The sequence below is a fragment of the Saccharothrix deserti genome, from assembly GCF_009769385.1.
GTDB lineage: Bacteria > Actinomycetota > Actinomycetes > Mycobacteriales > Pseudonocardiaceae > Actinosynnema > Actinosynnema deserti.
This window is the reverse complement of record NZ_ML775961.1, coordinates 302,103-328,520: the sequence shown is the minus strand read 5'-3', so window position 1 is coordinate 328,520 and position 26,418 is coordinate 302,103. Positions and strand designations below refer to the sequence as shown.

23 protein-coding genes are annotated in these 26,418 nt (G+C 71.9%); 14 read left to right on the top strand and 9 right to left on the bottom strand.

Annotated features, from left to right (window positions below; genetic code table 11):
* Nucleotides 1-300: 300 nt before the first annotated feature.
* Both hrpA and FM051_RS06240 read right to left on the bottom strand, forming a co-directional pair.
* Nucleotides 301-4,203: an ATP-dependent RNA helicase HrpA gene (hrpA, locus tag FM051_RS06245; protein WP_158841564.1), complete on the bottom strand. Its 3,903-nt coding sequence runs from the start codon at nucleotides 4,201-4,203 to the stop codon at nucleotides 301-303.
* Nucleotides 4,204-4,342: 139 nt separating this feature from the next.
* Complete coding sequence (locus FM051_RS06240; protein ID WP_158841562.1) at nucleotides 4,343-5,107, bottom strand: isocitrate lyase/PEP mutase family protein; 765 nt, start codon at nucleotides 5,105-5,107, stop codon at nucleotides 4,343-4,345.
* A 138-nt stretch (nucleotides 5,108-5,245) separates the two neighbouring features.
* Between FM051_RS06240 and pdxR the strand changes: the two genes are divergently transcribed.
* A complete protein-coding gene (gene pdxR / locus FM051_RS06235; protein ID WP_158841560.1) occupies nucleotides 5,246-6,625 on the top strand; it encodes a MocR-like pyridoxine biosynthesis transcription factor PdxR in 1,380 nt (459 codons plus the stop codon).
* Here pdxR and FM051_RS06230 read toward each other — a convergent pair.
* Nucleotides 6,615-7,049, bottom strand: coding sequence for a YybH family protein (locus FM051_RS06230; protein WP_158841558.1), 435 nt, complete (start codon nucleotides 7,047-7,049; stop codon nucleotides 6,615-6,617). The two genes, pdxR and FM051_RS06230, sit on opposite strands and share 11 nt — an antisense overlap.
* A gap of 119 nt (nucleotides 7,050-7,168) precedes the next feature.
* Between FM051_RS06230 and FM051_RS06225 the strand changes: the two genes are divergently transcribed.
* From FM051_RS06225 to FM051_RS06210, 4 genes are all read left to right on the top strand, one after another.
* Entirely contained in the window at nucleotides 7,169-7,543 is a 375-nt protein-coding gene (locus tag FM051_RS06225) for a YciI family protein (RefSeq protein ID WP_158841556.1), read from the top strand.
* Between the two features lie 11 nt (nucleotides 7,544-7,554).
* Entirely contained in the window at nucleotides 7,555-8,772 is a 1,218-nt protein-coding gene (locus tag FM051_RS06220) for an RNA polymerase sigma factor (protein WP_238412163.1), read from the top strand.
* A 242-nt stretch (nucleotides 8,773-9,014) separates the two neighbouring features.
* Nucleotides 9,015-9,989 carry a hypothetical protein gene (locus FM051_RS06215; protein WP_158841554.1) on the top strand — a complete coding sequence of 325 codons (975 nt, stop codon included), beginning with the start codon at nucleotides 9,015-9,017 and terminating at the stop codon, nucleotides 9,987-9,989.
* Complete coding sequence (locus FM051_RS06210; RefSeq protein WP_158841552.1) at nucleotides 9,986-10,699, top strand: MBL fold metallo-hydrolase; 714 nt, start codon at nucleotides 9,986-9,988, stop codon at nucleotides 10,697-10,699. The genes FM051_RS06215 and FM051_RS06210 overlap by 4 nt, the downstream gene beginning before the upstream one ends.
* A 16-nt stretch (nucleotides 10,700-10,715) precedes the next feature.
* On the opposite strand, the gene FM051_RS06205 is transcribed toward FM051_RS06210, so the two are convergent.
* The gene (locus FM051_RS06205; protein ID WP_158841550.1) at nucleotides 10,716-11,948 is read right to left on the bottom strand and encodes a hypothetical protein; all 1,233 of its coding nucleotides are present in this window, start codon (nucleotides 11,946-11,948) and stop codon (nucleotides 10,716-10,718) included.
* 195 nt (nucleotides 11,949-12,143) lie between these two features.
* On the opposite strand from FM051_RS06205, the gene FM051_RS06200 reads away from it, so the two are divergent.
* The 4 genes from FM051_RS06200 (at nucleotide 12,144) to FM051_RS06185 (ending at nucleotide 17,196) form a co-directional block, all read left to right on the top strand.
* On the top strand, nucleotides 12,144-13,058 hold the full coding sequence (locus FM051_RS06200) for a glycosyltransferase family 2 protein (RefSeq protein ID WP_238412161.1): 915 nt from the start codon (nucleotides 12,144-12,146) through the stop codon (nucleotides 13,056-13,058).
* 6 nt (nucleotides 13,059-13,064) lie between these two features.
* A complete protein-coding gene (locus FM051_RS06195) occupies nucleotides 13,065-14,735 on the top strand; it encodes a hypothetical protein (protein ID WP_158841548.1) in 1,671 nt (556 codons plus the stop codon).
* Nucleotides 14,736-14,838: 103 nt separating this feature from the next.
* On the top strand, nucleotides 14,839-15,201 hold the full coding sequence (locus FM051_RS06190; protein ID WP_158841870.1) for a VOC family protein: 363 nt from the start codon (nucleotides 14,839-14,841) through the stop codon (nucleotides 15,199-15,201).
* A gap of 324 nt (nucleotides 15,202-15,525) precedes the next feature.
* Nucleotides 15,526-17,196: a hypothetical protein gene (locus tag FM051_RS06185; RefSeq protein WP_158841547.1), complete on the top strand. Its 1,671-nt coding sequence runs from the start codon at nucleotides 15,526-15,528 to the stop codon at nucleotides 17,194-17,196.
* 21 nt (nucleotides 17,197-17,217) lie between these two features.
* Here FM051_RS06185 and FM051_RS06180 read toward each other — a convergent pair whose 3' ends face one another.
* From FM051_RS06180 to FM051_RS06165, 4 genes are all read right to left on the bottom strand, one after another.
* Nucleotides 17,218-17,526, bottom strand: coding sequence for an ArsR/SmtB family transcription factor (locus FM051_RS06180; RefSeq protein ID WP_158841545.1), 309 nt, complete (start codon nucleotides 17,524-17,526; stop codon nucleotides 17,218-17,220).
* Between the two features lie 484 nt (nucleotides 17,527-18,010).
* Complete coding sequence (locus tag FM051_RS06175; protein ID WP_158841543.1) at nucleotides 18,011-18,721, bottom strand: histidine phosphatase family protein; 711 nt, start codon at nucleotides 18,719-18,721, stop codon at nucleotides 18,011-18,013.
* Between the two features lie 10 nt (nucleotides 18,722-18,731).
* A complete protein-coding gene (locus tag FM051_RS06170) occupies nucleotides 18,732-19,559 on the bottom strand; it encodes an undecaprenyl-diphosphate phosphatase (protein ID WP_158841541.1) in 828 nt (275 codons plus the stop codon).
* Nucleotides 19,556-20,605 (bottom strand): LLM class F420-dependent oxidoreductase, encoded by a 1,050-nt coding sequence (locus FM051_RS06165; RefSeq protein WP_158841540.1) that lies wholly within the window; start codon nucleotides 20,603-20,605, stop codon nucleotides 19,556-19,558. Before FM051_RS06165 ends, FM051_RS06170 begins: the two co-directional genes overlap by 4 nt.
* 153 nt (nucleotides 20,606-20,758) lie before the next feature.
* On the opposite strand from FM051_RS06165, the gene FM051_RS06160 reads away from it, so the two are divergent.
* A complete protein-coding gene (locus FM051_RS06160) occupies nucleotides 20,759-21,724 on the top strand; it encodes an aldo/keto reductase (RefSeq protein WP_158841538.1) in 966 nt (321 codons plus the stop codon).
* A 137-nt stretch (nucleotides 21,725-21,861) separates the two neighbouring features.
* Nucleotides 21,862-22,596: a carbonic anhydrase gene (locus FM051_RS06155; protein ID WP_202918704.1), complete on the top strand. Its 735-nt coding sequence runs from the start codon at nucleotides 21,862-21,864 to the stop codon at nucleotides 22,594-22,596.
* 52 nt (nucleotides 22,597-22,648) lie between these two features.
* On the opposite strand, the gene FM051_RS06150 is transcribed toward FM051_RS06155, so the two are convergent.
* Nucleotides 22,649-23,716 carry a M48 family metalloprotease gene (locus tag FM051_RS06150; RefSeq protein ID WP_158841536.1) on the bottom strand — a complete coding sequence of 356 codons (1,068 nt, stop codon included), beginning with the start codon at nucleotides 23,714-23,716 and terminating at the stop codon, nucleotides 22,649-22,651.
* Between the two features lie 177 nt (nucleotides 23,717-23,893).
* On the opposite strand from FM051_RS06150, the gene FM051_RS06145 reads away from it, so the two are divergent.
* The 3 genes from FM051_RS06145 (at nucleotide 23,894) to FM051_RS06135 (ending at nucleotide 26,392) form a co-directional block, all read left to right on the top strand.
* Nucleotides 23,894-24,856 (top strand): YncE family protein, encoded by a 963-nt coding sequence (locus tag FM051_RS06145; protein ID WP_158841534.1) that lies wholly within the window; start codon nucleotides 23,894-23,896, stop codon nucleotides 24,854-24,856.
* A complete protein-coding gene (locus FM051_RS06140) occupies nucleotides 24,856-25,068 on the top strand; it encodes a DUF5703 family protein (RefSeq protein ID WP_202918717.1) in 213 nt (70 codons plus the stop codon). The genes FM051_RS06145 and FM051_RS06140 overlap by 1 nt, the downstream gene beginning before the upstream one ends.
* A 247-nt stretch (nucleotides 25,069-25,315) precedes the next feature.
* Nucleotides 25,316-26,392, top strand: a complete 1,077-nt coding sequence (locus FM051_RS06135) for a Gfo/Idh/MocA family protein (RefSeq protein WP_158841532.1) — start codon at nucleotides 25,316-25,318, stop codon at nucleotides 26,390-26,392.
* Nucleotides 26,393-26,418: the final 26 nt, after the last annotated feature.

Genomic DNA, 26,418 nt, shown 5'->3' with positions numbered 1-26,418 from the left:
CGTGCGGCGAGCACTTCGACGAGGATGCGCGACGGCGTTCCGGAAGGTGCGCGACGGTGTTTCGCAAGGTGCGCAACGATGTTCCGCAAGGTGCGGAACGCCCCCATACCTCCGCGGCACCGCCCCGGGCGCGTACCGCCGCCGCGCGGTTGCGACCAGATCCTGCTGGCTTGACTGCGGACCGTGTTCCGACGTTCCCCGCACCCATTTCCCGCTCGGCCCGCCAGGCGTTCTCGCGTTCCGCGCTGTCGTGCCGATCGACCGTGGACCGCGGATCTGTGGACGGCGGATCGGGTGCGATCACCGGGGTACGGCGTCGAGGGCTTTGAAGATCCGCTTGTCGGAGACGGTGTAGCGGGTGCCGATGGTCTGGGCGAAGTAGCTCAGCCGCAGTTCCTCGATCATCCACCGCACCTCGTCCAGTTCCTCGTGCGGTTCGTCGGCGGGCAGGGACGCGCGCAGTTCGCGGTACTCGGCGTGGACGGCGTGCACCCGGTCCATCCACTCCTGGTCGCGGCGGACGTTCTCGGTGAGCTTCTCCAGCCTGCGGGCGATGCCCTGCAGGTAGCGGTGCACGTCGCCGAGCCGGTCGGCGCCCGCCTCGGTGACGAAACCCTTGTGCACCAGGCCGGTGAGCTGGGCGCGGATGTCGGCCAGCGACTCGTCGAACACCGCGCCGCGCACGCCGTTGATCCGCAGTTCGACGTCCTGCGCGGCCTCCAGCACCCGGCGGACCTTGTGCACGACGTCGAACGTGGTCTCCCCCAGCCCACGGCGGACGTGGTCGGTGAGCTTGGTGAACGAGGCCTCGTCCCACACGGGTCCGCCCGCGTCGCGCAGCAGTTTGTCGACGGCGGCGGAGATGCAGTCGGCGAGCAGGGGTGCGACGCCGCCGTGCGGGTTGCGGGTCAGGGCGAGCTTCTCGGCGTTGTTCAGGCCGCGTTGCAGGGTCTTGACCGGTGACGGCACGTTGAGCAGCAGCAGTCGGCGGGTGCCGCGCCACATGGCCTGCCGTTGGCGTCCGGGTGTGTCGAGGATTTCCACCGCGACCGTGTCGCCCTTGTCCACCAGGGCGGGGTAGGCGGTGACGACGATGCCGGAACGCTGCCGCTCCACGGTGCGCGGCAGGTCGCCGATGGTCCACGTGGTCAGGCCGGTGCGGGCGAGGTTGCTCGCGGCGGCGGCCAGGGTCTCGCGCAGCCGTCCCCGGAGTTGGGCCTTCAAAGCAGCCAGGTCCTTGCCCTGGGCGAGTTCCCGGTCGTTCTCGTCGACGATGCGGAACGTGAGCTTGAGGTGTTCGGGCACCTGGTCGAGCTGCCACTGGTCGCGGGGCACGACGACGCCGGTCAACGTGCGCAGTTGGCGTTCCAGCGCGGGCAGCAGCGGTTCGTCGGGGTCGATGCCGGTGAGCGCGGCGGCGGCGACGTCGGGCACGGGCACGAAGTTGCGGCGCACCGGTTTGGGCAGCGACCGGATGAGCGCGACGACGAGTTCCGTGCGCAGGCCGGGGATCTGCCAGGACAGCGAGTCGTCGGGCAGGGTGGTGAGCGCGGGCAGCGGCAGGTCGACGGTGACGCCGTCGACGGCGGTGCCGGGTTCGAACCGGTAGGTCAGCGGCAGGGTGAGGCCGCCGCGCCGCAGTTCGTCGGGGTAGGCGTCGGGGGTGACCGCGGCGCGTTCGTTGACCAGCATCGCCTTGTCGAAGGTGAGCAGGTCGGGCTGGGTGTGGCGGGTCTTCTTCCACCAGGTGTCGAAGTGCCGGGCGGAGACGATGTCGGCGGGCACGCGCTGGTCGTAGAAGTCGTAGAGGGTGTCGTCGTCCACCACGATGTCGCGGCGCCGTGCCCGGTTCTCCAGTTCCTCGACCTCGGCGAGCAGCTCCCGGTTGTGGTGGAAGAACTTGTGGTGGGTGGTCCACTCCCCCTGCACCAGGGCGTGCCGGATGAACAGCTCGCGGGACAGCTCGGGGTCGATGCGCCCGTAGTTGACCTTGCGGGACGCCACGATGGGCACGCCGTAGAGGGTGACCTTCTCCAGGGCGACGACGGAGCCGCGTTTGGCTTCCCAGTGCGGTTCGCTGTAGGTGCGTTTGACGAGGTGGCCGGCCAGGTTCTCGGCCCACTCGGGTTCGATCTTCGCGACCGTGCGGCCCCACAGCCGGGAGGTCTCGACGAGTTCGGCGGCCATGACCCACTGGGGTGGTTTGCGGAACAGCGCGGAGCCGGGGAAGATCGCGAACTTCGCGTTGCGGGCGCCGAGGTACTCGGTGGCGGCGCGCTTGCCGGGGTCACGCTTGGGGACGTCCTTGACGCCGATGTGGGACAGCAGCCCGGACAGCAGCGAGATGTGCACGTTGCGCGGGTCGGCGGGCTGGTCGTTGACGTGCACGCCGAGGGTTTTCGCGACCTGCCGCAGCTGCTGGTAGATGTCCTGCCACTCGCGCACGCGCAGGTAGTTGAGGAACTCGTTGCGGCACAGCCTGCGGAACTGGTTGGACGACAGTTCCTTCTGCCGTTCGCGCAGGTACTGCCACAGGTTGAGGAACGCGGTGAAGTCGGACTCGGGGTCCTTGAACCGGCCGTGGAACTCGTCGGCGGCCTGCTGCTTGTCCGACGGTCGTTCGCGCGGGTCCTGGATGGACAGCGCGGCGGCGATGACCATGACCTCGCGGACGCAGCCGTTGCGGTCGGCCTCGATGACCATGCGGGCCAGGCGCGGGTCGACGGGGAGCTGGGCGAGTTTGCGGCCCAGCGGGGTGAGCTTCTGCTCGGCGGGCAGGATCGCGCCCAGCTCCTGCAGCAGCTGCACGCCGTCGTTGATGTTGCGGGCCTCGGGCGGGTCGATGAACGGGAACGCGGCGATGTCGCCCAGGCCGATGGAGGTCATCTGGAGGATGACCGAGGCGAGGTTGGTGCGCAGGATCTCCGGGTCGGTGAACTCGGGACGGGCGTCGAAGTCGTCCTCGCTGTAGAGGCGGACGCAGATGCCTTCGGACACGCGACCGCAGCGGCCCTTGCGCTGGTTGGCCGAGGCCTGGGAGACGGGTTCGATGGGCAGCCGCTGCACCTTGAGGCGGTGGCTGTAGCGGGAGATGCGGGCGGTGCCGGGGTCGACGACGTACTTGATGCCGGGCACGGTCAGCGACGTCTCGGCGACGTTGGTGGCGAGCACGACGCGGCGGGCGGTGTGCGGCTGGAACACCCGGTGCTGTTCGCCGAACGACAGCCGCGCGTACAGCGGCAGGATCTCGGTGTTGCGCAGTTCGAGGGCGGCCAGGGCGTCGGCGGTGTCGCGGATCTCGCGTTCGCCGGACAGGAACACCAGCACGTCGCCGGGTCCTTCGGCCTGCAGTTCGCGGACGGCGTCGCAGATGGCCTGGGTCTGGTCGCGGTCGGGGTCGGCGTCCGGGTCGTCGGGGTCCACGATCGGCCGGTAGCGGACCTCGACGGGGTAGGTGCGGCCGGAGACCTCGATGACCGGGGCGTCGGCGAAGTGGCGGGAGAACCGCTGCGGGTCGATGGTCGCGGAGGTGATGACGACCTTGAGGTCTGGACGCCTGGGCAGCAGCTGCTTGAGGTAGCCGAGCAGGAAGTCGACGTTGAGGCTGCGTTCGTGCGCCTCGTCGATGATGATCGTGTCGTAGCGCGACAGCATCCGGTCGGTCTGGATCTCGGCCAGCAGGATGCCGTCGGTCATGAGCTTGACCAGGGTGTCCTCGCCGGACTGGTCGGTGAACCGGACCTTGTAGCCGACGGCGCTGCCCAGCGGGGTGTCGAGTTCCTGGGCGACGCGTTCGGCGACGGTGCGCGCGGCGAGGCGGCGGGGCTGGGTGTGGCCGATCTGGCCGATCACGCCGCGGCCGAGTTCGAGGCAGATCTTGGGCAGCTGGGTGGTCTTGCCGGAGCCGGTCTCGCCGGCCACGATCACGACCTGGTGGTCGCGGATGAGCGCGGCGATGTCGTCCTTGCGGTTGCTGACGGGCAGCTCGGCCGGGTAGGTGATCTTCGGCACGGCCTCGCGGCGCAGCGCGACGCGCAGCTCGGCGGCCTCGACGTCGGCCTCGATCTCGGCCAGGACGGTGGCGCGGGCTTTGTCGTCGCGGACCTTGCGCGCGCCCTCGAGCCTGCGTGCCAGCCTCCGCTGGTCCCGCGACATCAGTTCGGACAGGCGTTCGCGCAGGTCAGCGTGGGACATCGTGTTCATTTGGGGTCAAGGATATCGGGGGTGGACCGGTGGGGCCGCCGATTATCGGGTGAGGCCGGTCATCGGGTGGGCAGGAGGGCGGGTTGGCGTGCCCGGGCGACGAGCTGCCGGGTGGTGACGCGGGCGGCGAGCCGGTAGCTCAGGTGTCGTAGGGACTCGTGTCGTGCAGGTCGGCGACGAGGGTCTTCAGCCGGGCCATGAGCAGCCGGTGCAGGCCGGGTCCGTAGCTGACCCTGGCCACGCCCAGCTTCGCCAGTTCGGCCGGGGTGGGCGCGCCGGGGCCGTGCGCGATGTTCACCGGACGGCCGCCGACCGCGTCCACGAACCGCCCGATGTCGTCGACGGGCAGGCCGAGCGGGTAGACGCACTGCGCCCCCGCCTTGAAGTAGGCCAGCGCGCGCTGCACGCTCTCGTCGAACGACCGGTTGCCGTTGACGTGCACGTCGATCCGGGCGTTGATGATCAGCTCGGGGTCGGCGTCGCGCACGGCGGCCAGGAACCGGGCCTGTTCGGCGAGGTCGACCATGGCCTCGGTGGCGGGATCGGAGTCCTCGAGGTTGCAGCCGACCGCGCCCGCCTCGGCCAGCCGTGCCGCGATCTCCGCCGGGGGCAGGTCGTAGCCGCGTTCGACATCGGCGGTCACCGGGACCGTGACGGCGGAGGCGACCCGGCGGACGGCGGCGAACGCCTCGTCGGCGGGCATGTCGTGGCCGTCGCGGTAGCCGAGGGCGGCGGTCACGGCGGCGCTGGCCGTGGCGACCGCCGGGTAGCCGGCGTCGGCGAGGACCCGCGCGGACGCGGCGTCCCACACGTTCGGCAGCACGACGGGGAGGCCGGGGATGTGCAGCGCCCGCAGCCTCCCCGCCGCGGTCACGTCGACTCCGGTCACCTGTCGATCACCCATTCCACCTCGGACGACTCCTTCACCCTCGAACACGGCCACGGCCGCGCGTAGATCCACAGTACGCACGGCCGCCGGGCCGCGAGGCCCGTTCGCGCACAAACCTACGGCGTGATTGGCTCCTTGCTAAGGTCCACTGTTGTGTCACAGCCCTGGGCCACTTCGGGTGTGGACCTGCACCTGGACCTCGATCCCACGACGGGGCGGCGCAGCGGGCTGGAACGGGCGTTGCGGGAGGCGATCCGGGCGGGCCGGTTGGCGCCGGGCGCGCGGCTGCCCGCGACCCGCCGGCTGGCGGTGGAGCTGGGGTTGGCCCGCAACACGGTGGCCGCCGCCTACGACCAGCTGGTGGCCGAGGGCTACCTGACGGCACGGCAGGGCGCGGGCACGCAGGTCGCGCCGCTCCCCCGGCCCGCCACCACCGCGACGGCGTCCGGGGCGGACGCGCCGAGGCCGCGGCACGACCTGGAACCGGGCAGCCCGGACGTGTCGGGGTTCCCGACCGCGGACTGGCTGCGCGCGACGCGCCGGGCGTTGGCCGCGGCACCGGCGAGCGCGCACGGCTACGGCGACCCGCGCGGCCGGATCGAGCTGCGGACGGCGTTGGCGGAGTACCTGGGCCGCACGCGCGGTGTGCAGGCCTCGCCGGAGCGGATCGTGGTCACCTCCGGGTACGTGCAGGCGTTGTCGCTGCTGGCGTCGGTGACCGACGGGCCGGTGGCGATGGAGGACCCGGGGCTGCGGTTCCACCGGGACGTGGTGGCCCGCACCGGCCGCGAGGTGGTGCCGCTGCCGGTGGACGAACTGGGCGCGCGGACACCGCCGGACGTGGCGGCGGCGGTGGTGACGCCCGCCCACCAGTACCCGACGGGTGTGCCGTTGCACCCGTCGCGGCGGCACGCGCTGACCACGTGGGCGCGCACGACGGGCGCGCTGCTGGTGGAGGACGACTACGACGGCGAGTTCCGCTACGACCGGCAGCCGCTGGGCGCGGTGCAGGGCACCGCACCGGACCACGTCGCCTACGCGGGCAGCGCGTCGAAGACCCTCGGGCCGGGCGTGCGGCTGGGGTGGCTGGTGCTGCCGTCGCGCTGGGTGGACCCGGTGGTGGACGCGAAGCTGCACACCGACCACCACACCGAGGTCGTCGGGCAGTTGGCGTTGGCGGACCTGATCGCCACGCACGCCTACGACCGGCACATCCGCGGCTGCCGGCTGCGCTACCGGCGTCGCCGCGACCTGCTGGTGCGGCGGCTGGACGGCCTCGCCGAACGCGGTGTGTCGGTGCACGGCGTGTCGGCCGGTCTGCACGTGCTGGTGGAGCACCCGGACGAGGCGGCGGTGCTCGCGCGGGCCGCCGAGCACGGGGTGGCGCTGTCCGGGTTGCGGCAGCACTGGCACAACCCGGGCCCGGCGGCGCGGCAGGGCGTGATCGTGGGGTACGGGACCCCGGCCGAGCACGCCTACCGCGCCGCGCTGGACGCGTTGGCCCTGGTCCTGGCCTTGAGCGTTACGGCTTGAGGTCCAGGGCCGCGCTGAAGGTGCCGTCCATGTAGAACGGGGTGGAGGTGTGCTCGTGGGCGATGCGCCACGCGCCGTCGACCTGCCGCAGGCACACGGTGGAGCGGAACCACAGGTCGAACGGCTCGGTCAGGCCCTGCGGGACGGCGGACATGCGGTTGAGGCTGTGGCAGAACGCGAGGCGGCCGTTGACGGTGATCTCCAGGTCGCGGATCTCGTAGTCCACGGCGGAGGCGAAGGTGGCGAACCACGCGCGCAGCGCCTCGGCGTCGTGCACCTCGGGCGCGGTGTGCTTGAGCGGCGGGGCGAGGGTGAAGGTGACGGCGTCGGGCAGGTAGTCGGCGACGAGGCGGTCGGCGTTACCGGCGCGCATCGCGGCGGCGCGCTCTTCGAGCAGGTCACGCACGCGGGTCTGGTCGCTCATGGTGGTCTTCCTCTCCGGTGGGGCACCCCCGACGGGCGCCTTCCACAGGTGACGTAGAAGCTGGGTCGGCATTCTCGACACCTCCAGACCGTTTCTTCGGAGGGATTTCGGAGGTTCTGATGAAGTACCTCGTCCTGATCTACAGCAACCCGGAATCCCGTGCGATCTGGGACGGAATGGGCAACGAGGAGCGGGCGACCGGTCTGGAGGCCTACGCGGCGTTGAACGAGGAGCTCGCGGCCTCGGGTGAGCTGGTCGTGACCGAGGCGTTGGCGGACCCGGCGCAGACCGCGCGGGTGACGGTGCGCGACGGGCAGGCGTTGACCACCGACGGGCCGTTCGCCGAGGCCAAGGAGCTGCTGGCCGGGTTCTACCTGGTGGACTGCGAGACCCGGGAGCGGGCGGTGGAGATCGCGGCACGCGTGCCGGAGGCGCAGCTGGGGCTGGTGGAGGTGCGGCCGGTGCTGTCGTCGCTGGACGACTTCCTGTTGTGACCGGAGCCGTTGTGACCGGAGCCGCCGGGATCGGTCCGCTGCTGCGGGAGCTCGCGCCTCGGGTGCTGGGTGCGCTGGTGCGCCACCACGGCGGGTTCGACGCGTGCGAGGACGCGGTGCAGGAGGCGCTGCTCGCGGCGGCGACGCGGTGGCCGGTCGACGGGGTGCCGGATAACCCGAAAGGGTGGCTCATCACGGTCGCGTCGCGGCGGCGGATCGAGATGTGGCGGGCGGACACGGCGCGCCGGCGGCGGGAGGAGACGGCGTTCGCGCTGACCCCGCCCGATCCGGAGCCCGCGCCGGGGGTGGACGACACGCTGACGTTGCTGGTGCTGTGCTGCCACCCGTCGTTGACGCCGCCGTCGCGGGTGGCGTTGACGCTGCGCGCGGTGGGCGGGCTGACCACGGTGGAGATCGCGCGGGCGTTCCTGGTGCCGGAGGCCACGGTGGCGCAGCGCATCAGCCGCGCCAAGCAGCGCATCAAGGCCTCGGGCGCCCGGTTCGACCTGCCGCCCGACGAGGAGCGCGTCGAACGGCTCGACGCCGTGCGGCACGTGCTGTACCTGGTGTTCACCGAGGGCCACACCGCCAGTTCCGGCGCCGACCTGCACCGGGTGGACCTGTCCGGTGAGGCGATCCGGCTGGCCCGCGAGCTGCACGCCCGGTTGCCCGGTGACGGTGAGGCGGCCGGGTTGTTGGCGTTGATGCTGCTCACCGACGCGCGCCGGCCCGCGCGCACCCGTCCGGACGGGTCGTTGGTGCCGCTCGCCGACCAGGACCGCACGTTGTGGGACGCGGGCATGATCGCCGAGGGCACGCGGCTGGTGCGCGACGCGCTGACCACCACCGCGATCGGCCCCTACCAGTTGCAGGCCGCGATCGCCGCGCTGCACGCCGAGGCCCGCGACGCGGCGGACACCGACTGGCGGCAGATCCTCGCCCTCTACGATCTGCTGCACTCGATCACGCCGGGGCCGATGGTGGCGCTCAACCGGATCGTGGCGGCGGCGATGGTGCACGGCCCGGCCGTCGGGCTGGCGCGGCTGGACGAGGCGGCGTCCGATCCGGCGCTGGCCGGGCACTACCGGGTGGACGCGGTGCGCGCCCACCTGCTGGAGCTGGCGGGCGACCGCGAGACGGCGCGCGAGCACTACGCGCGGGCCGCCCGCGCCACGCTCAGCCTGCCGGAGCGCCGTTACCTCGAGGAGCGCGCCAGGGCCGGCCGGTGACGGGCTCACCGCGTCGGTCGACGGCTCGCAGCCTCGACGGCACCGACGGCCGAAGCGGGCGATCGACGCGGCCGTGCGGGTCATAACGCGAGCGTGACGGGGTTAAAGGACAGCTCCTGTCCTCAATAGGGGCGTGCTGTTGCGCCAACGACAAACCGCCGTTCGGCGGCTAGCGGATGGGCACTGCGGCCGATGAGCTGGATCATGCGATGAGTCGGGGGACCCATCGAGGGGGAGTTGGCTTGTTCCGACCCGTGCCGGTGCCCGTGCTGCCACCCAGCACCGCACTGGCCGATCTGACGACCGCGGGCGAGCACCACGCGTGGCTCGCGGGCACCACCGGTGTGTTCACCAGCCGTCCGTCGGCGCCTCTGGTGCTGAGCTGGACCGGCGAGACCTGGCGCGAGGAGCCGTTGCCCGACCTGCCCGCCGCGGCGAGCCTGTCCGGTGTGTCGGCCGCCGCGCCCGACGACGTGTGGGCGGTCGGCAACAGCGCCGGCCGCCCGCTCGTGCTGCACTACGACGGCGCCGCCTGGCGCACCGTCGCCACACCGCCCATCACGTGGGCCAAAGCGGTCGCCGCGGTGGGCGGTGACGACGTGCACGTGGTCGGCTCCGGCCGTGACGCCCTGCACTTCGACGGCGCGGCCTGGCACCTGCGCACCGTGCTGTCCTCGCCGCGCGAGGGGTTGCAGACCATCACCGCCGCCGGGCCCGACGACGTGTGGGCGGGCGGCGGCGGCCTGGCCGGTGCCGGGCCGGCCAGCTACGAGTACCCGGTGCTGGTGCACTGGGACGGCGAGGAGTGGACCGACATCGCCTGCCCCAGGCTGGAACGCGGCCACGTCGCCCGGCTCGCGGCCGCCGCACCGGACGACGTGTGGCTCGGTCACGTCCGCGACACCGAGGGCCTGCGCGTGCACCGGTGGGACGGTGAGGAGTGGATCGCCGTGCCGCCGCCCGAGGAGGTGGGACGGCTCAGCGTGCACGGCGTCGCGGCCGGCTGGACGTGGGGCGTGCGCGCCTCCCCGCACTCCTTCGAGACCAGGCCCGCGTTCCACCGCTGGACCGGGCACGACTGGGCGGCCGTGCAGCTGCCCGACGAACTCGGCCGCACGTCCGCCTCGCACGTGGGCCTGGCCACCACGGGCACCACCACCTGGGCGTACCTGAAAACGGCGGCGGGAGTGCACGTGCTGCGTCACACTGTCCCGTGACCTTCCGCCTGACCGTCCTGGGCACCGCCACGCCCTACCCGCGCCCCGGCAACCCCTGCTCGGGGTACCTGCTGCGCTCCGAGCACACCGCCGTGTGGGTCGATGCCGGCCCCGGCACGCTCGCCGAGTTGCAACGCCACCACCGGCCCGACCTGCTCGACGCGGTGTGGATCTCCCACAGCCACGCCGACCACGCGGCCGATCTGCTGCCCTACTACTACGCGCTGCTGTTCGCCGGCCAGCGACCGCACGCGCCCGTCCCGCTCTACGGTCCGCCCGGTCTGGCCGCGCGTCTGGAGACGTTCCTGGCCGGCGCGTCGTCCAACCCGGCCGCCGCCGCGTTCGTCGTGCACGAACTGCACGACGGCCACCGCGCGGAGGTCGGCGACCTCACCCTGACCAGCCACGCCGTGGACCACGGGCTGCCCGCGTTCGGCCTGCGCGCCGTCCACGACGACGCCGTGTTCGCCTACTCGGGTGACACGGGCCCGTGCCCGGCGCTGGACGACCTGGCCGGCGGCGCCGACCTGTTCCTGTGCGAGGCCGACGGCGCCGGGCCCTACCACTGCTCCCCCGAGGACGCCGCCGCGGCGGCCAAGGGCGCCGGCCGGCTGCTGCTCACCCACATCGGCCACGCCCTCACCACGGCCGAAGCCGCCGAGCGCGCCCACGCACCCGTCGCACGACCGGGTGAGACCGTGGTGATCTGAGCCGGCCGGGCGCGCGTCAGAACCGCCGAACCGCGCCCACCCGGGTCAGCCGGCGCGCCAGCACGACGGCCATGCCCACCACGACCAGCAGCGGCCCGGCGATCTGCGCCGTCGCCGCCAGCACGACCGGCGACCCCGGCAGCACCAGGACCGCCAGCAGCACCACCGTGCCCACCACCCACGACACGGTGATCGCCGTCCGCGCGCCCAACGCGATCAACGCCGGTTGGAGGACCTGCGCGACCATCAACAGGATCGTGCCCACCCCCAGCACACCCAGCAGCACCGGCGACAACTCGGCCTCCGCGCCGAAGAACACCCGCACCGCCCACGGTCCCAGCACCGCCGACCCCACGGCCCCGACCACGCCGACCACCAGCACCCAGAGCGAGATCCGGCGCAGCACCGCCCGCACCGCGCCCAGGTCGCCGCGCGTCACCGCACCGGTCAACCCCGGCAGCAGCAGCGCCTGCACCGGCGAGAACACGAACAACGGCACCCGCACCAGGATGAACGCCGACGAGAACGCCAACGCCAGCGCCGCGTCCCCGGGCAACCGGGCGGTCACCACGATCGGCGCCACGTTCGCGACCACCTGCACCAGCAGTCCGGCGGTCACCAGCAGCGCCAGGCTCTCCACCCGCTCCGGGCCCGCCGCCGCACCGCCCCGCACCGCCGGTTCGGGGCGCGACCGCAACCACACCGACCCGGCCGCCACACCCGCGACCGTTCCCAAAGCGAACGTCATGCCGAACAGCCCGGCGCCCGCGGCATTCGCCACCGCGACGGCGCCCGCGCCGAGCAACCGCGCGAAACCCTCACCGGCCAAAGTCGCCGCATAACCGGTGAACCGCCGCATTCCACCCAGCACACCGCGGGTCAGATAAATGGCGGTCGACGTCACCACGCCGACCACGACGGCGGCGAACAACGGCCAGGAACCTTTCAACGACCGTTCCACCAACACCGGCGACACCAAAGCCAACGCGCCCACCACGACGAGCATCAGCACCAGGCCCTCACGCGTCACCCGGCGCATCGCGCCACCGGGCCGCTCGCCCCGCGCCAACGCCCGTGACGTGGCATGACTGGCCTGCTGCTCCACCGCCGTGAACGTCCCCGGGCCGACGATGTTGGCCAGCAGGTAGAACGACGCCACCGCCGCGGCCTCGGCCGCCGGCAGCGAATGGCCCGCGATCGCGACGAAAGCGTATCCCGAAGCACCCAATACCAGCGTGCCCAATGCCATGACGACAGCGGAATTCATCCGATGCGGTGACATGATTTTTCCGCTCACCGTCCGCACAGTAGTCTCCGGCGTCGCCACCCCCTAGAAGACCGGTATCCCCGGTGCCCAGGGGATTCGCGAGGATCGGGAGCAAGGGAAGGGTCGTGTCCAGGGGATGCACATTTCCGACCGCGGTGTGATTGTCGGTCCCGCCACGTGACCACGCCCGGCATCGACATCATGCTCCCCCATTACGGGGACACCTCGTACCTGAAGACCGCCGTGCACAGCGTCATCGCCCAGGACGACGAGGACTGGCACCTCACCGTCGTCGACGACAGCGACACCGACGACACCGACCTGCCCGAGTGGTTCGGCTCGCTGGACGACCCCCGCGTCCGCTACCTGTCCAACGAGCACAACCTCGGCATCAACGCCAACTTCCAGAAGTGCCTCGACCTCGCCGAGCGCGACTTCCTCGTGATCATGGGCTCCGACGACGCGATGCTGCCCAACTACGTCAGCACCGTCCGCCGCGCCACCCGGCGCTTCCCCGACGCCGACGTCGTGCAGCCGGGCGTCGAGGTCATCGACGGCTCCGGCCGGGTCGTGCACCCCCTCACCGACCGCGTCAAGCGCGGCCTCTACGCGCCCGGCACCGCACCGCGGCTGTTGGACGGCGAAGACCTCGCGGTGAGCCTCCTGCGCGGCAACTGGACCTACTTCCCGTCCCTGTGCTGGCGCCGCGCGGCCGTCAAGGACATCGGCTTCCGCCGGGGGCTCAGCGTCGTGCTCGACCTCGCGCTCATGCTCGACCTGCTCAAACGCGGCGGGCAGCTCGCCGTCGTCCCCGACGTCTGCTTCCAGTACCGGCGCCACGAGGGGAGCCTGTCGTCCTCCCTGGCCTGCCTGGGCGGCCGGTTCACCGAGGAGCACGACTTCTTCCTCGGCGTCGCCGAACACATGGACCGGATCGGTTGGCACCGCGCCGCCAGGGCGGCGCGCCTGCACCTGTCGTCCCGCCTGCACGCGCTGCTGCTGCTCCCCGGCGCCGTCACGTCCCGGCAGGCCGCCAGCGCCAAAGCCCTGGCCCGCCACGCATTCGGACCCACCAAACCCGTGAGGAAGTGATCGACGGTGCTGTCGACCGCGCCAGAACAGCCGCTGCGGACCAGCCCCGAGAACACGCCACCGCCGCCCACCGCACCGCGGGGCCGGGGGTGGCTCCTCGCCGCCGAAGCTGTCGTGTCCGTGGCCGCCGCCGCGCTGATGGTGTTCCTCGCCCGTCGGGTCGACGTCAACCCGCTCGACCGGATCGGCCAGGTCAGCGCCCTGGCCGCGCTCCAACTCCGGTACGCGCTCATCGCCGTGGTGCTGCTCGTGCTCGCCGTGCTCACCACCCGCGTCCGCTGGGTCGCGCACGCGCCCCTGGTCCGCAGGCTCGCCGCCGCGACCGCCGCCGGCCTGTTCGGCGGCCTCGTCGCGGGCGCGATCGCGGTCGCCCTGCGCGGCACGTCGTGGGGACTCAACGCCGGCTACGGCGACGCGGGCGCCCTCATCCGCTGGACCGAGACGCTGATCGGCACCGGCACCATGCAGGCCGACTACCCGCCCGGCTGGGTGCACGCCACGGCCTGGTACTCCCGGCTCACCGACACCCCGCCCGAGTACACCCTGCGGATCCTCCAGATCGCCGGCACCGCCCTGTTCGGGCCGATCGCCTACCTGTCCTGGCGACTGCTGCTGTCACCGCTGTGGGCGCTGGGCCTGGGCGTCGTCCCCGCCATGGTGCTCATCGACCCGTACAAGCCCTACACCAACCTCATGCTCGTGGTGATGGTCCCGGTCCTGCTCGCCGTGCTGCGCGGGCTGCGCCGGGCCGCAGACACCCCGTGGCGCGGGATCGTCCTGCGGGGCGTCGGCTTCGGCGCCGCGCTCGGCGTGGTGTTCCTGGTCTACTCCGGCTGGTTCGTCTGGTCCGCGCCCGGCGTGCTCGTCGCCGCGCTCGCGGTGTTCCCGTGGCGCACCGGGTGGCGGCGCGGCCTGGCCCTGGTCGCGATCACCCTTGTCGTGTTCGCCACCGTCTCCGCCCGCCACCTCTACGGCATCCTGCGCGCGTCCGGGTCGGTCAAGGACCGCTACTTCTACTGGGACACCTGGGTCGAGCCCACCTACATCGCGATGTGGAAGTCCGACCTGCCCGGCGGCAACCCCGGCCCGTGGCCGCCGCCGGGCGAACTCGCGGGCGTCGGCCTGTTCACCGTCCTGCTCCTGATCGGCCTGGCCGCGGCCATCGCGGTGGCCCGCACCCGCACCGTCGTCATCACCCTGACCGCGGTGTTCGGCGGCGCGTGGCTGCTGCGGTTCCACTTCGCCTCGCAGATGTACGCCACCGACGCCGTGCAGCTCTACCCGCGCAGCACCGCCGAACTGCTGTACTGCCTGCTGCTGCTCACCGGGTTCGCCGGCTACTACGGACTGCGCCGCCTCGGCGGTGTCGCCCGCGTCCGCTCCGCGCTGGCCTCACCGTCGCTGGGCCTCGGCGTGCTCACCGCGCTGCTGCTGCTCATCGCCTCCGCCGGCTCGTCGGTCGGCGACCGGTACATGCCGCGCGCGGACGACTCTCCGGGCATCCTCGCGATGAACGCGCAGCTCATCAAGCTGCTCGACGGGACCTGCCCGGCGTACGCCGCGACGCTGGGCCGGGGCTGCTTCGCCATGGACGACCCGCGCTACGGCGAGGTGCTGCGCGAGCTGATCGAGCTCGGCCCCCGGCGCGGCGAACTGCCGCACCAGCCCAGGGGCTGACGACCCCGGACCCCGGACAAAGGGGTGCGGTCGAACCGACTCGACCGCACCCCTTTGCGCGCGAATGCGAAGTCCACACCACCGAGTGAAAATCGACGACGTGATGAAGCTGATCGCGACCGTCCTCGACGCGCCCGACGCGCAAGCCCTCGCCCGCTTCTACCGCGACCTGCTCGGCTGGCCCCTCGGCGACGACACACCCGGCTGGGCCACCGTCCGCCCACCCGGCGGCGGCGCCGGACTGTCCTTCCAGACCGAATCCCGCTACCGCCGCCCCACCTGGCCCACCGCCGACGGCGACCAGCAGATGATGGCCCACCTGGACATCGAGGTCGACGACCTCGAGACCGCCGGCGCGCACGCCGTCGCCACGGGAGCCACCCTCGCGGACTTCCAACCCCAGGACGACGTCCGCGTCTACCTCGACCCCGCCGGCCACCCCTTCTGCCTGTTCATCAACCCTTAGACCCACCCAGCAACACGACCGGCACACCCGCGTCACACCATCGATACCACCGCGATGCGGGCCGGGCGCCCCTCGACTAACACGGACCCGTGCAGGTTCACCAAGCGCCGCAACCAGACCCGCACCGATCACCACGCCGCGTCCCGCTAGGCTTCAGCGCCGCCACCCCAGCGCAGTCCTCGCATCGCGACCGGTGGCGACCAGGGGTCAGGTGTCCAATTCAGGGGGAAGGTGTGTCGACGCAGTGTGCACTGAAAACGAAACGGACCACCACGACAGCGCGCGACCGGGCAGACCGGTGAACGCCCCGGCGGAGTGGTCACCATGCTGCTGACACCCACCGACCAGCACACCCTCGCGGACCAGCGCACCGTCCCGCACCTGGAGCCGGTGCGCCGCAGCCCCCGACGCCGCGCACTGCTCGTCGCCTCCGAGATCGTCGCCTCCCTCGGCGCCGCCACCCTCATGGTGCTGCTCGCCGGTGGTGTCGAGGTCGACCCGCTCGACCGGATCGGCCAGATCAGCGGCCTCGCCGCGCTCCAGTACCGCTTCGCGGTCATCGCGGTGATCGTGATGGCCGTCGTGATCGTCACCGCCCGCGTCCGCTGGCGCGCCCACGCCCCCGTCGTGGAACGCCTGGCCGCCGCCACCGCCGCCGGCATGTTCAGCGGCCTCATCGCGGGCGCCGTCGTGGTCGCCCTCGCCGGCACCCACTACGGCCTGCACGCCACCTACGGCGACTCCGGCGCGCTCGTCGCCATCGCCAAGTACATCGAGCAGCACGGCACGATGGAAGCCAACTACCCGCCCGGCTTCCCCTACGCCCTCTACTGGTACTCCGGCATCACCGGCGCACCGCCCGAGTACGCGATCAAGACCCTCCAGGTCGCCATCACCGCCCTGTTCGGCCCCCTCGCCTACCTCACCTGGCGACGCCTGCTGTCACCGCTGTGGGCGCTGGGCCTGGGTGTCGTGCCCGCGCTGCCGCTGATCGACCCGTACAAGCCCTACACGAACCTGATGCTGGTCGTGCTGATCCCGGTGCTGCTGCTCCTGCTGAAGCGACTGCGCGGCATCTCCACGGCCACCACCCGCCAGGTGCTGCTGTCCGGCCTCGCGTTCGGCGCTGCCCTCGGCGTGGTGTTCGTCGTGTACTCCGGCTGGTTCGTCTGGTCCGCGCCCGGTTTCGCGGTCGCCGCCCTGGTGCTGTTCCCGTGGCGCACCGGCTGGCGCAAGGGCCTGCTGCTCGTCGCCGTGACCAGCGCCGTGTTCGTGGTCGTCACCGCGCGGCACCTCTACGGCATCCTGCTGGCGTCCGGGTCGATCAAGGACACGTACTTCTACTGGGACACCTGGACCGAGCCCACCTACATCGCGATGTGGCGCGGCGACCTGCAGAGCATGAGCCCCGGCCCGTGGCCGCCTCCGGGCGAACTGGGCGGCGTCGGGCTGTTCACCCTGCTCGCCGTCGTGGGGCTGGGCCTGGCGATCGCGGTGGCCCGGCAGCGCACCGCGGTGATCATGCTGGCGTCGGTTTTCGCCGGCGCGTGGGTCCTTCGGTTCCACTTCGGTTCCAAGATGTACGCCGAGCAGGCCGTGCAGCTGTACCCGCGCAGCACCGCGGAGTTGTTGTACTGCCTGCTGCTGCTCACCGGGTTCGCGATCTACTTCGGCATCCGCCGGATCGCCCTGGACAACCCGTTGCGCTCGCTGGCCGGGCCGCGGTCGGTGGCGATCGGCGCGTTCACGGCGCTGTTCCTGCTGCTGGCGTCGGCGGGGTCGTCCATCGGCGACCGGTACATGCCGCGGTCGGACAACTCGCCGGGTCACCTGGCGATGAACTCGCAGATGACGATGCAGCTCGACGGCACGTGCTCCCGGTACGCGCAGGCGTTGGGCCGGGGCTGCTTCGTCGAGGGCGACAAGGCCTACTTCGAGCTGTTGCGCGAACTCCGGGAGAACGCGCCGAAGGTCGGTGAGCTGCACCCGGGGTGACGTGTGGTCCCGCGCGGGCGGTCAGAGCGTTCCGATCGCCCGCGTGATGGAGTCCAGCACGCCGGGGAACCGGTGTTCCATCTCCTCGCGCCGCAGTTCGTGGGTGCGGTAGCTGCCCTGGGGTGTCACGCGCAGCACGCCGGCCTCGCGGAGGACCTTGAGGTGGTGCGAGAGCGTCGACATGCTGACCGGTACGTCGAACTGGCCGCAGACGATCCCACCCGATCGTGCGAGCTCGGCCACGATCCGCAGTCGAACGGGATCTGCGAGGGCACTGAGCACGGTGGCCAGTTGCAGGTCTCCCACATCCGGGTGTTGTAGGGCGCGCACGGTTTCGCATAGTAGCGGTCACCGTCAAGGCTCTATTTAATCCACACTGAAGAGTTAAAGAGGTCAGGGTGGAAAGTGCGCGGTGGTGTCCGGGGCGTGGAACCGTTGGAGGACAACGCCGTTTGTCCCGCCGCACCGTGAGCAAGGGCGCACGTTACGTCGTTAACTTCTAACACGGCCGGTACTTCCGGGCTGGACCGAACGGTCGAGCCCATTAGGGCACACGACGGCTTGCACCGTTTGTTTCCGCCGTGTTTCCACATAGTTTGAGCTGCGGTTTTAACCACTTTTCGGGGCCGGAGCGGCGAGTTGACCTGCGCGGGGCGGCGCGATACCGCCGGACGCCCACCCCTGAGAAGGGCATTTACCTGCGCTTTGACGCCAATACGATCTCTTCAGATGGCCGCCCGCCCCGGCCGGACACACCGTGGCCCCCGGACTACCCTGCACTGTCCGGGGGCCACGCGCTGCGTTCAGCGGTGTGTCAGGCGCCGGTGGTGCCGCCCACGACGGCGTCGGAGGACGGCGGCTCGTCGGTCTTCTCCGGTGCGCCCTTTTCCGGGGCGGGCACGACACCGGACAGGTCGCCGCCGTTGTCGTTGACGCGCAGCACGAACGGCCGGGTCTCGGTGTACTGGACGACCGACACCGACGCGGGGTCGACCACGATGCGCTGGAACCCGTCGAGGTGCACGCCGAGGGCGTCGGCGAGCACCGCCTTGATGACGTCCCCGTGGCTGCACGCCAGCCACACGGCGCGGGGGCCGTGTTCGGCGGTGATGCGGGCGTCGTGGGCCCTGATGGCGGCCACGGCGCGGGCCTGCACGGTGGCGAGGCCTTCCCCTTCGGGGAACACGGCCGCGGACGGGTGCTGCTGCACGACCGTCCACAGGGGTTCCTTGAGGAGGTCCTTGATCTCGCGCCCGGTCCACTGGCCGTAGTCGACCTCGACGAGGTCGGGTTCGACGACCGGGTCGATGCCGCGTTCGGCGAGCAGGGGCGCGAGGGTCTGCCGGCAGCGTTCCAGGGGTGAGGTCACCACGTCCCGCAGGGGGACGCCGGCGAGCCGGTCGACCAGGGCCTTGGCCTGGTCCTCGCCCCGGTCCGACAGCCGCACGCCGGTCTGGCGGCCCGCGAGGACGCCCGATCCGTTGGCGGTGGACCGGGCGTGTCGCAGCAAGATCACGGTAGCCACGGGGCCAACCCTATGTCGGGCTGAGCAGTCCCATCGACAGCAGCCCCATCAGGACGATGCCCAGCATCAGCCGGTACCAGACGAACGCGGAGTAGCTGTGCTTGGAGACGTAGCGCAGCAGCCAGGCGATGGTGGCGTAGCCGACGGCGAACGCGATGACCGTGGCGACGATCATCTGCGGCACGGACGCGGCGTTGGGCTCCGCGCCCCGGTCCAGCACGTCGGGGATGCTGAAGATACCGGCGCCGAACACGGCGGGCAGGGCGAGCAGGAACGAGTAGCGGGCGGCGGCGGCGCGGTCCAGGCCGAGGAACAGGCCCGCGGTGAGGGTGCCGCCGGAGCGGGACACGCCGGGGATCAGCGCGAGGGCCTGGGCCAGGCCCATGCCGATGGCGTCGGTGAGCTTGAGCCTGGAGCGCAGGTGCTGGGCGAAGTGGTCGGCCAGGCCGAGCAGCAGGCCGAACACCACGAGCACGGTGGCGGTGATCCACAGGTTGCGGAACGAGGACCGGATCTCGTCCTTGAACAGGTAGCCGAGCACGCTGATCGGGATGGACCCGATGATGACGTACCAGGCCATCCGGTAGTCCTCGGTCTTCCGCGCGGCCTTGCTGAACAGTCCGCGGAACCAGGCCGCGATGAAGTTGCCGATGTCCTTGGCGAAGTAGATCAGCACCGCGACCTCGGTGCCCAGCTGGATGACCGCGGTGAACGACGCGCCCGCGTCGTTGCCGAAGAACAGCGTGGAGACGATCCTGACGTGCGCCGACGAGGAAATGGGCAGGAATTCCGTCAGTCCTTGGACCAGTCCGAGGACAAGGGCCTGCAACCAGCTCAACTACCCACTCCTGCCAGATCCAGAGCTTCGGTCGCCGTGCGGAGCGCGGCGATCCCCTGATCGAGATCTTGCAGCATGGGTGAAAGCGTGAGAGTGGTGACCCCCGCTTCGGCGTAGGCGCGCATCCGTTCGGCGATGCGTTCCTTGGGGCCGAGCAGCGAGGTGGCGTCGAGGAAGTCCACCGGCAGCGCGGCCATCGCGCCGTCGTAGTCGCGGGCGAGGTACTTCTCCTGCACTTCGGCGGCCTCGGCCGGGAAGCCCATGCGCACGGCGAGGTTGTTGTAGAAGTTCTTCTGCCTGCTGCCCATGCCGCCGACGTAGAGCGCGGCGTAGGGGCGGACGAGGTCGGCGCAGGCGCGCCAGTCGTCGCCGACGACCATCGGCACGGTGGGCACGACGTCGAACCCGTCGAGGGTCTTGCCCGCCTTCTCGCGGCCCGTCCTGATCGAGGCGAGGGATTCGGCGGAGTGCTCGGGCGAGAAGAAGACCGCGAGCCAGCCGTCGGCGATCTCGCCCGCCAGTTCGACGTTCTTGGGGCCGACGGCGGCGAGGTAGACGGGGACGTGCTCGCGCACCGGGTGCACGGTGAGGGTGAGGGCCTTGCCGGGGCCGTCGGGCAGGGGCAGCGTGTAGTGCTCGCCCTCGTAGCGCAGGCGGTCGCGGCGCAGGGCGGTGCGCACGATGTCGACGTACTCGCGGGTGCGGCCCAGGGGCTTGTCGAACCGCACGCCGTGCCAGCCCTCGGACACCTGGGGTCCGGACACGCCGAGGCCGAGGCGGAACCGGCCGCCGGACAGGGAGTCGAGGGTGGCGGCGGTCATCGCGGTCATCGCCGGTGTCCGCGCGGGGATCTGCAGGATCGCGCTGCCGACGTCGACGCGTTCGGTCTGCGCGGCCACCCACGCCAGGACCGTGGGGGCGTCGGAGCCGTAGGCCTCGGCGGCCCACACCACCGAGTAGCCCAGTCGGTCGGCTTCCCTGGCCAGTTCGAGGTTCGCGGCGTCGTTGCCCGCGCCCCAGTACCCGAGGTTCAGTCCCAGTCGCACGGACCGGGACCCTACCCGTCGGTAACCTGGTCCGCCAGGGCGGGGTCCGCCAAGGCGTCCTGGGCGTGCGGTCCCCGATCGGGGTGAGATTCGCCCTTGACAGGTGCGTGCCACGGCCCACCTGGAAGTCGATCAGCCTTTAGGCTCCCCGGCGTGGAACAGCGATACCTCGGGCGCAGCGGACTGCGGGTCTCCCGGATGGCCCTGGGCACGATGACCTGGGGCAGGGACACCGACGCGGACGAGGCGGCCACCCAGCTGCTGGCGTTCACCGAGGCGGGCGGCACGCTGGTGGACACCGCCGACGTGTACGTGGAGGGCGAGAGCGAGCGGATCCTGGGCGGCCTGCTGGGCGAGGTGGTGCCGCGCGAGGAGCTCGTGATCGCGACGAAGGCGGTGGCGCGGCGCAACGACGGCCCGTTCGGCGGCGGTGCGTCACGGGGCGCGCTGCTGCACGCGCTGGACGGGTCGCTGCGCCGGTTGGGCGTGGAGCACATCGACCTGTGGCAGCTGCACGCGTGGGACGCGAGCGTGCCGTTGGAGGAGACGCTGTCGGCGTTGGACACGGCGGTGGCGTCGGGCCGGGTCCGGTACGCGGGGGTGTCGAACTACTCGGGCTGGCAGTTGGGCACGGCGGCGGCGCTGCCTGGGCACACACCGCTGGTGTCGACGCAGGTGGAGTACTCGCTGCTGGAGCGGGGCGTGGAGCGCGAGGTGGTGCCGGCGGCGGACCACCACGGGATCGGGCTGCTGCCGTGGGCGCCGCTGGGCCGGGGTGTGCTGACGGGCAAGTACCGTAACGGCACGCCGTCGGATTCGCGGGGCGCGTCGGCGCACTTCGCCGGGTACGTGGAGCAGCACCGCACGGAGCGGGCGGCGCGGATCGTGCAGGCGGTGGCGACGGCGGCGGACGGGCTGGGCACGAACGCGCTGTGCGTGGCGCTGGCGTGGGTGCGGGACCGGCCGGGTGTGGTGGCGCCGGTGGTGGGCGCGCGGGACACCGGGCAGCTGCTGGGGTCGTTGGCGGCGGAGGAGTTGACGTTGCCGCCGGCGATCCGGGCGGCGTTGGACGACGTGAGCGCGGTCGAGTTCGGCTACCCGGAACGGCCGCTGGTCTGATTCGGGCGTCGTGTCCGAAACGGTCGGGTTTGGGCGCGAAAGCCTCAGTTGGGCTGATTGTCACTTTCGGTGATTGAATCTGTGACTTTTGTGACCCCAAGTCACCGATTGGGTCGAACGGGGGCTACTTTCGCCCCGTGCGTGAATCGAGTGGTGAGCCGACCGCGGTGACGCGGCGTCGGTTGTTCGGCATCACGGCTGGGACCGCGGCGACCTTGATGGCCGCCGGGGCGCCCGCATCGGCCCGGACGGGATCCTCGATCCCGGGGGCCACCTCCCTCGACGCGGAAGGCGCCTGGCGCATGCTCGCGGAGGGCAACCAGCGGTTCGTCTCGGGTCACCAGACCCATCCCCACGAATCGCTGAACTGGCGGGAGTCGCTGGTCGAGGGCCAGCACCCGTTCGCGGTGATCCTCGGGTGCGCGGATTCGCGGGTGCCGCCGGAGTTGGTGTTCGACGAGGGTCTGGGCGACCTGTTCACCATCCGCGTGGCGGGCGAGGTGCTGGACAACAGCGTGCTGGGCAGCGTCGAGTACGCGCTGGAGCACCTGGGCGTGCCGCTGGTGGTCGTGCTGGGCCACGCGAAGTGCGGCGCGGTGTCGGCGACGGTCGACGTGGTGCGGGGCCGGGCGGAGGTGTCGGGTGACGTGAGCACGCTGGTCCGGTCGATCGAGCCGGCCGTGCTGTCCACGCCGCCGGACACCGACGAGGCGCGGTTCCTGGCGACGGCGGTGGACAACCAGGCCAAGCGGGTGGCGTCGCTGATGCTGGAGCGGTCGGTGACGATCCGCACGGCGGTGGCCGAGCACGGGGTGAAGGTCGTGGCGGCCAGCTACCAGCTCGACACCGGCAAGGTCACCCGCCTGACGTGAGGCGCGGCGTCGGGCGTGCCGGTGGTGCGCCCGACGCCGGATCGGCACGTCGTCAGATGAGGACTTCGTCGACGCGCCGGAACCATTCCCGCACGCCGGTGAGCTGGTCCTCCAGCCAGCTGGCGACGTCGGCGGCGAGGTCGAGCGCGCGGGGTGTGCGGACGCGCTCGGTGAGGTGTTCGACGAGGGTCTGGATGCGCCGCACGGGCGGCGGGTGGTTGCCCGCGAACGGCACGGTGAGGCCGAGTTCGTCGGTGAGCCGGTCGGTGACCTCGTGCAGGAACAGCACCAGCAGCAGCGCCCCGACCAGGCACGGTTCGTGCGCGTCGAGTTCGCGGGGACCGAGGTCGTCGAGGGTGTGCAGCATGATCGTGGCGGCGAGGCGGTCGGCGTCGTGTTCGCGGGGCCAGCCGACGGACTGGGCGTCGAGCGCGCCGACGGGTGTGTCGGGGTCGGTGATGCGGCGGGCGTGGACGAGGTGTCCGGCCAGCACGTGCCCGACCTCGTGGGCCAGCACGAACTGGGTGGCGCGGCGTGCCATGAGCGCGACCAGCGCGAGGCGTTGCCCGGACAGCTCGGGCAGTCGCCGCGCCTCGACCGCGCCGTTGCCGTAGAGGTGGGCGTTGACGGCCTCGGCGAGCGCGTAGGACGCCTGTTCGGAGGTCAGCAGGGGTGGTGTGCCGTAGTTCGGCAACGCCACCGTCATGATCTTCAACACAGCACCGAGCAGGTCGAGCAGCGAGGTGTTGACCAGGACGAGGATGCCGCGGCCGGGCACGGGGACGCTGAGCGCGTCGAGGGTTCCGGTGGGGAACACGCCCGCGAAGACCGGTGTGTCGACGGGCCGGCCCGCGGCGCGCGCCAGGTGCAGCACCTCGGGTTGGAGGGCGTCGAGGGTGCGTTGCTGGTCGTGCAGGTGTCCGGGCCGGTAGGCGGCGGGCCGCACGCGCACGTCGACCAGGCGCGCGAGCCTGCCGGGCACCGGTTCGGCGGCCACCTGGGTCCAGGTGTGGTAGCGCGCGGCGGTGTCGGCGGGATGGGCCCGGGGGTCGAGGCGGTCGACCACCCGCCGGTCCCGCAGCAGTTCCACGTGCCGATTCCGCAGCTCCTCGACCGTCATCGCGCCGCCTTCCCCGTCTACCGGGGATAGTCGTCGAGAAGGCCCTGTGGGTACGGGTGGAGCGCGACTATCACCTTCCCAGACCAACGACAACACCCGCCCCCTGCGTGACGATGGTGGTTCGGTGATGGATGCTGGGAGGGCAGTGAGCGAACGGGTTAACTGGGAGGTCCGACGTTGCGCCGACTGGCGGCGGTAGTGCTGACCGGGGCCGTGGTGGTCTCGGGGTGTACGACCGAGGAGAACCCCGGGGACCCGTTGCAGCTGGTCGCGACGCTGGAGCCGGCGCGGCCGGCCGTGTCGCCGGACCAGTCCGCGACGCCGCAGGGCCGGGTGGTGCCGCTGGGGCGGGCGACGTCGGTCGCGGTCGCGGGCGGCCGGGTGGCGGTGGCGTTGACCGATCCCCCGTCGGTGGCCCTGTACCCCGTGGACGTGCTCGGTGACCCGGTGGTGGTGCCGTTGCCCGGTCCGGCGGAGCGGCTCGTGGCCGCCGGTGACGCGGTGGAGGCGGTGGTGCCCGCCGGTGTGGTGGTGACCGTGCGTCCCGACGGCACGACCTCGCAGCGCGCCGTGGACGGTGGCCCGGTGGACGTGGCGCGGGTCGACGGCCGGACTCTGGTGGCGCAGCGCGACGCCCGGCAGGTGAGCGTGGGCGACCACGTGGTGCGCGGTATCTCCAGCCCGGATCGGCTGGTCGCGGTGGGCGACGCGGCGGTGGTGCTGGACCGGCCGCGCAGCGCGGTGTTCGACCTGGACCCGGCGGCCGACGGCCCGGGTGAGGGGTTGCGGGCGGGCGAGGGCGCGACGAACGCGGTGGCCGACCGGTTCGGCCGGGTGCTGGTGGTGGACACGCGCGGCGGTGAGCTGATGGCGTTCTCCACCGGCCCGTTGATCATGCGGTTGCGCTACCCGTTGTCGGGTGCGCCGTACGGGATGGCCTACGACGAGGCGCGCGACCTGGTGTGGATCACGCTCACCGAGCGCAACGAGGTCGTGGCGTTCGACGTCGCCGGCGCCGAGCCGGTGGAGCGGCACCGGTTCGCCACGGTCCGCCAGCCGGACTCGGTGGCGGTTGATCCAGGCAGCGGGCGCGTGTTCGTCGCGTCCGGGGACGGCCGAGGGATGCAGGTGATCGGATGATGGGCGAAGGGGTGGTCGACGGGGACTGGGAGTACCGGCCGCTGCGGTTGCCGGCCGGTGTCTCCCGTCGCACGGCGACGACGCAGTTGGCGATCCACGCGGAGTTCGCCGGGTGGGAGCTGTCGCGGACGTTGTTGTTCGGGGACGGTTCGCGCAAGGTGTGGCTGCGCCGCAAGCGGACGGCCGCCGTGATGCCGGGCGTGATCACCTAGGGCGGGTTTCGACGCGGGTCTCGCGGCGGCATCGCTTCGGCGGTGGCGGCGGACCCGCTCGGCCTCGCGCCACGCCGCCGAGCCCACCCGGTCCGGACGCTCACGGCGGCCGGTACCCGGTCCGCATGTCCCGGACTGGTGGTGCTCAGCCCGGCCAGGGTGCCAGTAAGTGCAGTGCGAGGTCCGCGACCTGGCGCAGTTCGTCACGGGTGCGAACTAATCGGTACATATCCAGGGGGGCGTTCGCATGATCAGGGTCGGAGTCGTCGGAGCGAGCGGTTGGGCCGGCATGTCACACCTGCCCGCCCTCGCGGGGCTGGCCGAGTTCGAGGTGACCGCGGTGGCGACGACCAACCAGGCGAGCGCCGACAAGGCAGCCGCCGCCCACGGTGTCCCTCTCGCGTTCGCCGACGCAGGGGCACTCGCCGCCCATCGCGACGTGGATCTGGTCGTGGTGTCGGTGAAGGCCCCTGACCACGCGAAGGTGATCAGGGCCGCGTTGGACGCCCGCAAGCACGTGCTCTCGGAATGGCCGCTGACCGTCGATCCCGACGAGGCGGACGAACTGGCCGAGCTGGGCACGGCTGCCGGCGTGGTCCACGCCGTGTGCCTGCAGGGATACCAGTCCCCCGACGCCCGTTTCGTCGCGGACCTGATCGCCGAGGACCGGATCGGCCGGTTGGAGTCGGCCGTCATGGTTGCCTCAGGCGCCCCACTGGGAGGCGACAGCATCTCTCCGGAGCTCGTGTGGAGCACCGATCCCGCAGGCGGTACCTCGGTCTTGACGATCATGGCCGGGCACTTCCTGGCGACGTTGGAGCGGATGGTGGGCGGCTTCGCGGAGGTGTCCGCGAGGCTGCCCCGACTGCACGAGCGGGTCGCCGTCGCGGGGACCGGCCGGACAGTCGCCAACCGGGTGCCCGGCCAGGTGCTGCTTCACGGGGTGCTGCGGAACGGCGCGACGGCGTCGGTCACCGTGCACGGGGGCAACGGAAGCCCCGACGGGTTCTTCGTCAAGTTGATCGGCTCCGCGGGCGCGCTGACGATCACCCCCACCCAACCGGGCAAGTACATGCACTGGACCGACTGGGACATCCGTGTCGACGACGAGCAGGTGAAGGTGCCGGACGCCTACCGGACCACGCCCTTCGACCCGGCCGCCGGACCGGTCGCGAACGTCGCGGCCCTCTACCGGGAGATCTCCCGGGCGATCGAGGAGGGACGCCCGCCGCACCCGGGTTTCCACACCGCCGCGCGCCTCCACCGGCTGCTCGCGGCGATCGAAGGCGCCGCGCGGACCGGCGGCGCGGCAGAGGTTTCATGACGGTGCCGCGGTGCGCCGTCGCGTTG

Excerpts from the sequence above, each read along its gene's own strand:
- hrpA (WP_158841564.1), bottom strand. The coding sequence starts at position 4,203 with ATGAACACGATGTCCCACGCTGACCTGCGCGAACGCCTGTCCGAACTG.
- FM051_RS06240 (WP_158841562.1), bottom strand. The coding sequence starts at position 5,107 with ATGGGTGATCGACAGGTGACCGGAGTCGACGTGACCGCGGCGGGGAGG.
- FM051_RS06230 (WP_158841558.1), bottom strand. The coding sequence starts at position 7,049 with ATGAGCGACCAGACCCGCGTGCGTGACCTGCTCGAAGAGCGCGCCGCC.
- FM051_RS06225 (WP_158841556.1), top strand. The coding sequence starts at position 7,169 with ATGAAGTACCTCGTCCTGATCTACAGCAACCCGGAATCCCGTGCGATC.
- FM051_RS06205 (WP_158841550.1), bottom strand. The coding sequence starts at position 11,948 with ATGGCATTGGGCACGCTGGTATTGGGTGCTTCGGGATACGCTTTCGTC.
- FM051_RS06190 (WP_158841870.1), top strand. The coding sequence starts at position 14,839 with ATGAAGCTGATCGCGACCGTCCTCGACGCGCCCGACGCGCAAGCCCTC.
- FM051_RS06185 (WP_158841547.1), top strand. The coding sequence starts at position 15,526 with ATGCTGCTGACACCCACCGACCAGCACACCCTCGCGGACCAGCGCACC.
- FM051_RS06150 (WP_158841536.1), bottom strand. The coding sequence starts at position 23,716 with ATGACGGTCGAGGAGCTGCGGAATCGGCACGTGGAACTGCTGCGGGAC.
- FM051_RS06140 (WP_202918717.1), top strand. The coding sequence starts at position 24,856 with ATGGGCGAAGGGGTGGTCGACGGGGACTGGGAGTACCGGCCGCTGCGG.
- FM051_RS06135 (WP_158841532.1), top strand. The coding sequence starts at position 25,316 with ATGATCAGGGTCGGAGTCGTCGGAGCGAGCGGTTGGGCCGGCATGTCA.